Raw genomic sequence first — 9,257 nt, 5'->3', positions numbered from 1 at the left:
TGCAATTTGATTGCCGAAAGACGGAAACACCGGCAAAGTGATAAACCTTAACTCCCGGAGAATCGAATATTTGAAAACAAAACGGACGGCGTTCCAAATATCTCAAGGAAATTCAGGTGCTTTTTTGCCTTAAAGACGGTCCTCTTTCCAATTACGACCGTCCAAATCTCCATTACGACCGTGCTAATCTTCGCGAGGTGCCGAGTGCACTACACATTAGCACGGTCGTAATGGCAAAGAGGACGGTCATAATTGCTGGGAACACTCAAAAAAGGCGAAAAAGTCCCTTTTTGAGGTCAAAAAAGCGGATTAACATTTATTTTGTTTCAGATGTCTTTTGGACCTAAAAAATACGTTTTATACAATAACCCCCCCCTGCGGTTGGGATGATACTTATTGTGTTATTACACTTAAACTTGTGTTGTTAGGTATGTAATCGAAAAAAATCCTATCTTTGTATAAACTGCAAATTAAAACTTGAAATGTAATGACTTACACACCTCCTTTCACCATCAGCGCAAAAGCGATCAACCTGATAGCTGAAATTGCGGCGCAGATTGAGCGTTATGCAATCCGTATGGAGCAAGGAGATGCTCTTATAAAAGATGTCGGTGTAAACGAGGGTAAGATTCTTGCCTTGATTCATCTTAATAATCGTATTTCTGCAAAAATGTTGGCAGAACAGTTGGTTTTAAGTACGCGTCAGGTAGAACGTCTCATTACTGGATTGAAAAAGAAAGGATATCTTGTTCGTATGGGAAGTGCCAAAGGCGGATATTGGATCGTGAATAGGTAGATTACGGTATCTGTTGGCTGATATTGAGTGATATATATTTAAACGTTCTAACATTATGAAAACAAAAAAACTCTTTTTATTGGCAACATTCCTCTTTTTTATGGGGAGCCAGGTTGTAAGTTCCCAGTCAAAAACAGGAGACTTGCCGGTCTTTGATTTCTCAAAAGATTATCCTCAGACAAAGATGCGCCTTCAGGAAATTGCAGATATTGAATATGTCCCGTTGGAGACGACCGATGATATTTTGTTGAGCGGAATGGCGTCGCTTTCTGCTGTTACCGACAAATATATTCTCGTGCATGAATTTCAACGAGGTGATATATTTGTTTTCGATCGTAAGACAGGGAAACTTTATTCTCATTTTAACCATAAAGGTTCGAGTGGCATGGAATATACCTGGATTAAGAATGGTACGCTTTTGGATGAAAAGAAAGAAGAGATATATGTATGCTCTCAATATATTTTTGTGTATTCGTTGAAAGGAGAATACAGGCGGACTTTGAAAATAAATGGTTTCGGGCATGGCATGAAGATTCTTAATTTTGATGATGAATCGTTGCTGATTTACGACGATGTAACTATAGTTCCGGGCCGTGAAAAAGAGACTACAAAAGATCCTTATCGCCTTGTTTCAAAGAAAGACGGCAGTCTGATTTCTGTATTGGATATTCATTTTTCTAAAAGATATTCAAACGCTATAATACAGAAAGATGGTAATATGTATAGGCCTTATCAATTTTCTTATCTCCATAACATGCATTACGGCCAGGACTTGGTGATTATGGATATATCATCTGATACACTGTTTCTACTATCTCCCAATAAAGGATTGACTCCCATCCTAACCCGTAAACCGTCGGTTCATGCTTCTGAACCTCGGAATATATGGACGCCCTTTTTCACAATCGACAAATTTATACAGTTCGGAACGTTTCTTTTGGATTTTAATTCGAAAGGAGGAGGACCAATGCCGACATTTATGTATGATTTTAAAACCGGTGAAATAAGTAAACTGTCTATTTTAGACGCTGAATTAGGTGTGAAGCCTTGGGGTAGTTTAGATGAATGGGGTCCTGGATCGACCCCGTCTATCGCCAAAAATATGGCAGCCGAAATGATTCAGGCGTCGTCTATGATAGAGGCTTATCAAAAGAAAAGACTGGTAGGAAATGGGAATGAAGTTGCGAAGAAACTTGTTGAAGATGACAATCCGGTGGTGAGGATTCTTAAATTCAAATAACAGGATGCGAAACTTTCAGGATGTTTCTTATCTTTGTCTTCATCATGACACGTAGACACTTTATCACATCCTCTCTTGGAATGCTTCTTTTTATCCTGGCGCTTACTTCTTGCGGCAGTAGGAAGCAGCGGGTTGCGTTGCCGGCGGACTTTAAGGGGCCGAAGGAGCTTTCACGGTTGTATGGCGTCCGATTGACTCCGGATGATAATATTTTCCTTTATAATGAAGGGGCGAGATGGTTGGGCGTTCCTCACCGGATGGGCGGAATGACAAAGAAAGGAGTGGACTGTTCCGGATTTGTAGCGATTGTGTATCGCGAGGTGTATGGGAAGCAGTTGGCACGTTCGGCTGCCGATATGCTGAAACATAACTGCAAAAAAGTCAGCCGGGCCAATTTGAAAGAAGGCGATCTGGTGTTTTTCCGAACGGGGAAAGGGAAGAAGAATGTGCCCAACCATGTCGGGATCTATCTGAAGAACGGAAAGTTTATCCATACCAGTACGTCGAACGGCGTTGTCGTGAGCAGCCTGAGTGAACCTTATTATATCCGGGCGTGGCTTACAGGCGGACGGGTGAGATAAATGTACACTTGTCGTCAATTTTGACTTTTAATTCTTAATTCTTAATTCTTAATTTAAGAACTCTATGTATATTTGCAGCTCAATTAAAAAACATCATTAGAGTATGTTGACGCTTAAAGTAATTACGGAAGAAACAGACCGTGTGATTCAAGGTCTGGAAAAGAAACACTTTAAAGGTGCGAAGGAATGCATTGCAAAAGTGATCGAGCTGAATGATAAAAGACGTAGTGCACAAAATCAATTAGATAAGAACCTGGCAGAGGTGAACTCCGCTTCGAAAACCATCGGCATGCTGATGAAAGAAGGTAAAAAGGAGGAGGCCGAGACTGCCAAGCAACGTGTTGCCGAGATCAAGGAAGCCAACAAAGCGATCCAGGCAGAAATGGATCAGGCGGCTGAAGATATGCAAAACCTGCTCTACACAATCCCGAATGTCCCCTATGATGAAGTGCCCGAAGGTGTTGGCGCCGATGATAATAAGGTGGAAAAGATGGGCGGAATGGAAACGGAGCTGCCGAAAGACGCGCTGCCCCACTGGGAATTGGCGAAGAAATATGACCTGATCGACTTCGACCTGGGTGTGAAGATCACAGGTGCCGGTTTTCCGGTATATAAAGGACAGGGCGCCCAGTTGCAGCGTGCGCTGATCAACTTCTTCCTCGATGAAGCCCGTAAATCAGGTTATATGGAAATCATGCCGCCGACAGTGGTAAACGCCGCTTCCGGTTATGGCACAGGCCAGTTGCCTGATAAAGAAGGCCAGATGTATCATTGCGAAGTGGATGATCTCTATCTGATCCCGACAGCCGAAGTTCCGGTAACCAATATCTACCGCGATGTGATCCTCGATGAGAAACAGTTGCCGATCAAGAATTGCGCCTATACGCAATGTTTCCGCCGCGAAGCCGGTTCTTACGGTAAAGACGTGCGCGGGTTGAACCGCCTGCACGAGTTCTCTAAAGTGGAACTTGTCCGTATCGACAAACCGGAACATTCCAAACAGTCCCATCAGGAAATGCTGGACCATGTGGAAGGCTTGCTCCAGAAGTTGGAACTTCCGTATCGTATCCTGCGTCTTTGTGGTGGCGATATGAGCTTTACGGCTGCCCTCTGTTTCGATTTCGAAGTCTATTCGGAAGCACAGAAACGTTGGCTGGAAGTCAGCTCCGTATCGAACTTCGATAATTACCAGGCAAACCGTCTGAAATGTCGTTATCGTGACGAAAACAAAAAGACACAGCTTTGCCATACGCTGAATGGTAGCGCATTAGCCCTGCCGCGTATCGTTGCCGCTTTGCTGGAAAACAACCAGACACCGGAAGGAATCCGGATTCCGAAAGCATTGGTTCCGTACACGGGTTTTGATATGATTAAGTAAAAAGGCTTTATATAAAGTGCGAACGGATGAGTCGCACCAATGAAAACGGGATAAAAGTAAAAAATACTTTTATTCCGTTTTTCTTTTGGTTAAATCTTATTGATATCTAACCGGTTTTATATAAGTTTGCGTCTTGAACTTTGAATTGGAATATGGTCGAGAGTAATGCCGGAAAAATACAAGATGACATGTTTATGGTCAGATTAATCAGGGCGGGGGATCAGCAAGCCTTTGAGTATCTGTTCAAAACGTATTTTGTGCCTCTTTGCCGTTTTGTCCGTATCTATGTAAAAGATAATGGAGTTGCAGAAGAGTTGGCGCTCGATGTTTTTACTTCTGTTTGGGAGAAACGGGAGAATCTGGACATCAAATTAACTTTGAAATCTTATCTTTTCCAAGCGGCCCGCAACAGGGCTATGAATTATTTGAGAGATAACGATCGTTTTGTAGCCGTATCCGACTGGTCGTTACTCGAACGTTTTGAGATAGACGACTCCCTGGAGTTGAAAGAGTTGGAACGTCTAATTGCCGAAGCCGTTTGTTCCCTTCCCGACAGATGTCGCGAAATATTCCTGAAAAGCCGCACCGAACATCTTTCCAATAAAGAGATTGCCGAGAGATTAGATGTCTCCGTTAAAAATGTGGAGGCGCAAATCACGAAGGCGTTAAAGCTGATAAAGGCGTATTTGGGAGACTCTTATACTTATTTCTGGTAAAAAGATTTAATTTTTTTTGATTTTAGAGTAGGGTTCTCTCTCTTTGATGTGTCATACATAAAAGGAAAAGTGTATGACGGACAAAATAATTCCCTGGGATTTAATTATTTCTCATCTGAAGCAGGAAACAGATAAGAAAGAGGAAGCTGCCCTGAATGAATGGAGAAATTCGGACGGGAATGAATCTTTGTTCATGGAGCTGGAGTCACTTTGGAGGGAGGTACAGGCCGAAGCTGGGGAATATGATCCGGACGTGTCATACTACTGGAAACGGATGGAAGCCCGTATGCAGGTGAAACGGAAAGTCTATACGATTCCGGTTTTGAAATACCGGATTGCAATGGTTGCCGCCTCTTTATTACTTGTCCTGTCTGTATCAATTTCTTTTTTTGCCGGCCGGATAACAGGAAGGCCGGAAGTTGCCTCGCAGACCTATTCGGCTTTGAATGGAAAATCGCAGATGCTCTTGCCGGATGGCAGTTCTGTGTGGTTGAATATCGGTTCCACACTTTCCTATAAAACTTCTTTTACGGGAAAGCGTGAGGTCTGGCTGGAAGGGGAAGCCCTGTTTGATGTTAAGAAAGACCGGGAGCATCAGTTTACAGTCCGGACGGAAGATTTCAGCGTAAATGTCTACGGGACCCGCTTCAATGTAAAGGCATATCCTGATAGTCCGGATTTGAGGGTCGCTTTATTGGAAGGAAGGATTTCCTTGCAGAAGGGGAAAGAAGAAACGTATATGAAGCCGGGAGAACTGGCTATGATTGATCGGAAAGCAGATAGAATCCGGGTGAATCCGGCAGATGTACATTTTGAGTCATGCTGGGCAAACAAGTCCTGCTCGTTTGAAGCCAAGCCGCTGGATTATATCTGTAAGTATCTGGAACGTTGGTATAGTATAAGTATTGACCTGGATCCTGCCATTGCTCAAACGAGTTATACTTTTACCATAACGGATGAGCCGCTTGAAACAATTCTGCAGATTATGTCGCGGATTAATCCGATACAATACTCTTTCGAGGAGGATAAACATGTAATTATATCGGAAGTCAAACCATTAAAAAGATAATGCCTATGAAGTAATACGAATTGAATGACACAAATAAGGCACGGAACGAAATCCATGCCTTACGCGGAGTTAATCTCCAACAAGAAAACAACGTGAGTTCATCTCTGATTTGGTCGTCTGATACTGAACTCATTAATGTTAACTTTAAATTCACGCAAAGATATGAATAATATAAAGATGTTATCGAAAAAAAGGATATCTTTTCTGTCCTTTATTTTTCTGCTGTTAGTCTCATCCTATGTGCACGCCGATAATGCAAACGAGAAAATAACAGTGTCTTTTTCTAAAATCCCTTTATCGGAAGCAATCAAAAAAATAGAATCGGTCAGTGGTTATACCTTCTTTTATGATGTGGATAAAACTGATCTGAAGCAGGAGGTCAGCCTTCGGGTAAACAACCAGGAGATTGAAATGGCCGTAGACCGTATGTTGAAGCCGACCAATCTGCAATTCGAAATCAATAATCGTCAAATCGTCCTGATGCCTAAACAGGTTCGGCAAGCAGGGCCGGTACAAAATGTGCGTGGCCGTGTGGTCGATGAAAACAGCGAGCCTGTTATCGGAGCTAATGTTTCGGTTAAAGGTACGGTAAACGGTACTATTACGGATGCGGAAGGACGTTTTAACTTGTCAAATGTACCGGCTAATGCGATCTTGCAGATTTCATATATTGGAATGGAATCGCAGGAAATAGCCTTGAAAGGAAATACATCAATCAATGTCGTGTTGAAAGAAGATGCCGTCGCCCTGTCTGATGTCGTGATTGTAGGCTACGGTGTGACGAAGAAAGCAGACCTTACCGGTGCCGTATCTTCCGTTTCCCTCGACGATGTTTCCCGCCAGCCTGTACTTCGAATAGAAGAGGCATTGCGCGGTAAAGCGCCGGGTGTCCAGATCACGCAGACTAACGGTGCGCCCGGTTCCAATATGAGGATTCGTATTCGTGGTACAAACTCCGTAAACGGCAGCAACGATCCGCTTTATGTTGTGGACGGTTTCCTGGGAGCCGACTATTCGATGCTTAATCCGAACGATATCGAATCGATTACGATATTGAAAGATGCCTCGGCCACTTCCATGTACGGCTCGCAGGGGTCGAACGGTGTCGTCTTGATTACAACGAAGTCGGCGAAAGAAGGCGAGATGAAAGTCGAATATAATGGTTTTGTCAGCTTCGATCAGCCTTTCCGTAAGTTGGATGTGCTGGATGCAACCCAGTACAGGACGGTATTTAATGAGCGGTTGGTGGCACTTGGCAATAATCCTTATTATTCGGAGACGGAATTAGCTGCTAAAGGAAAAGGAATCAACTGGCAGGATGAAGTATTGCGTTCGGCTGTTTCCCAAAACCATCAGTTGGCGATTAGCGGCGGACAGAGTAAAATCAAATACTATCTTTCTGCCTCTTATGTAAACCAGGAAGGTGTCGTAGAGAATTCTTTCCATAAGAAATATGGTTTTACCGGCAATATTACTTCCAAGGTGAGAGACAACTTTGATGTCGTGTTTAACCTGAATGGGAATTATTATGAGTCTAAGAACTTGAACACTGCTACTTACAATGGTCATCCGGTGAGCGCTGCTCTGCTGTATCCACCAGATGAACGGATCTTTGATGATAATGGTAAATATGAAACTCCAGGAGGGCTTTATGGGAATGTCGGAACCAATCCCGTTTGGCTGTTGCATAACGGAGATGAAGACGGATATGGCTTTAAGGTATTGGCAAATCTGCAATTGAACTGGACGATTATCGACGGATTGAAACTTTCCGTAAGCGGTGGTGCCAACTTGATATCTACCAAAAGCACATCATTGGATTTGAATAACAAAAATGCTTCTGTGACGACAGCTATTGCACAGGCTTATGACGGAATGGTTGTAGCCTATCAGAATACGAACCAGTTGGCTTACAGTAAGACGTTTAATGGTATCCATAAATTAGATGCAACGTTGGTATATGAACAACAAAAATATATCAACCGTCAGTTAGGTGCATATGTGACCGGCTTCTCGACAATCGCCCTGGGTGTGAACAATCTTGGATTGGGGGCTAACCAGACTGCTTCCAGCGGTTATACGGAATGGTCGTTACAGTCTTATCTGGGACGTGTCAACTATACTTTGATGGATCGTTATTTGTTTACGGCTTCCATGCGTATAGACGGTTCATCTAAATTTGCAAAAGGGAATAAATACGGATATTTTCCTTCCGGTGCAGTGGCTTGGAGACTTTCGGACGAGCCGTTTATAAAGGATATGAATATTTTCCGGAATTTGAAGCTACGTGGAAGTTACGGCCACGTCGGAAGCCAGGCTATCAATCCTTATGCAACATTACAGAAAATGTCGAGCGGAAATGGCCAGGGGATGAACTATCAATTCGATAATGCATCGAGTTCGATCGGGGTCGCTCCGTCTTCACCTGCCAACCGGGATCTGAAATGGGAAACGACGCAACAGACGAATATCGGTCTGGACTTTGCCGTATTGAATGGACGGTTGAGCGGTGCGGTGGATTATTATTACAAAAAGACTGTCGACTTGTTGTTTAATGTCTCTGTTCCGGATTATCTGTACGGAGGTTCGGTTTTGAAGAATGTCGGTTCCATGCGGAATAAAGGATGGGAGTTTATGCTGACAGGCGTTCTGGCCGATAGTAAGGATTGGTTTGTCGAGACAAGCGCTACTCTTAGTTTGAACCGTAATAAGGTGTTGAATATGGGTGAAGAAGAAGAGATATTCGTAAATTCGAGCTATGGCTCTCGTGTTTATACCGGATATTCGGTCTTGCACGTAGGTGAACCGATCGGACAGATGTACGGATTGCAATATCTGGGAACTTGGAAAAGCAACGAAGCGGCGGAAGCAGCTAAATACGGAGCTGTTCCGGGTGATAGCAAATATGCCGATTTGAACGGCGATAACACGATCAATGGGGAAGACATGTCGGTGATCGGCCATGCACTGCCGAAGTTTACCTATTCCTGGAATACGACTGTTTCCTATAAGAACTGGGATTTGAATATACTTTTCAATGGGGTGCAGGGAAATGATATTTGGAATTTTACGCGTGCAACTATGAATACAGCCTATGTTCCTACCGACGTAGCCGTATTGGATCGCTGGAGCCCGACAAATGAAAATTCGAATTATCCGGAATTCAGCAACTCAAACAGGAATGAAACGCAATCGGATCGCTGGCTCGAGAATGGCAGTTATTTACGTTTAAGTAACCTGACTTTGGGCTATACTTTCAATCAGTTGAAAAGAAATACATTCGTACAGGAAGCAAAATTGTATGTAAGCGCGCAGAATCTGTTTACGATTACGAAATATTCCGGATATAACCCGGAATCCAATATGAGCGGAAACAGTGATACTGCTTTCGGGTATGACGCTTCCGGTTATCCGGCTGTCCGTTCGTTTATGGTCGGTGTCAAGTTTGCATTTTAATAAATCAACTTTAAATTATTG

At 43.3% G+C, this 9,257-nt stretch carries 6 protein-coding genes and 1 pseudogene; all 7 read left to right on the top strand.

From position 1 onward, the window contains the following. Window positions 1–487 precede the first annotated feature (487 nt). Window positions 488–598: pseudogene (locus DWU89_RS21255) on the top strand (Fic family protein); the annotation flags it as partial. Between the two features lie 253 nt (window positions 599–851). Then, a complete protein-coding gene (locus DWU89_RS07740) occupies window positions 852–2,036 on the top strand; it encodes a 6-bladed beta-propeller (protein WP_244205875.1) in 1,185 nt (394 codons plus the stop codon). 44 nt (window positions 2,037–2,080) lie between these two features. Next, window positions 2,081–2,617: a C40 family peptidase gene (locus tag DWU89_RS07735; RefSeq protein ID WP_115499110.1), complete on the top strand. Its 537-nt coding sequence runs from the start codon at window positions 2,081–2,083 to the stop codon at window positions 2,615–2,617. A gap of 103 nt (window positions 2,618–2,720) precedes the next feature. Beyond that, window positions 2,721–3,995, top strand: coding sequence for a serine--tRNA ligase (gene serS, locus DWU89_RS07730; protein WP_115499072.1), 1,275 nt, complete (start codon window positions 2,721–2,723; stop codon window positions 3,993–3,995). A gap of 194 nt (window positions 3,996–4,189) precedes the next feature. After that, entirely contained in the window at window positions 4,190–4,711 is a 522-nt protein-coding gene (locus DWU89_RS07725; protein ID WP_233547667.1) for an RNA polymerase sigma-70 factor, read from the top strand. A gap of 73 nt (window positions 4,712–4,784) precedes the next feature. Then, a complete protein-coding gene (locus tag DWU89_RS07720; protein WP_115499070.1) occupies window positions 4,785–5,780 on the top strand; it encodes a FecR family protein in 996 nt (331 codons plus the stop codon). A gap of 162 nt (window positions 5,781–5,942) precedes the next feature. Next, the gene (locus tag DWU89_RS07715) at window positions 5,943–9,236 is read left to right on the top strand and encodes a TonB-dependent receptor (RefSeq protein ID WP_158543351.1); all 3,294 of its coding nucleotides are present in this window, start codon (window positions 5,943–5,945) and stop codon (window positions 9,234–9,236) included. Window positions 9,237–9,257 lie beyond the last annotated feature (21 nt).

It is taken from the genome of Parabacteroides acidifaciens, from assembly GCF_003363715.1.
GTDB classification, from domain to species: Bacteria; Bacteroidota; Bacteroidia; order Bacteroidales; family Tannerellaceae; genus Parabacteroides; species Parabacteroides acidifaciens.
The sequence above is the reverse complement of the archived record's forward strand: the minus strand, read 5'-3'. Positions and strand labels throughout refer to the sequence as shown.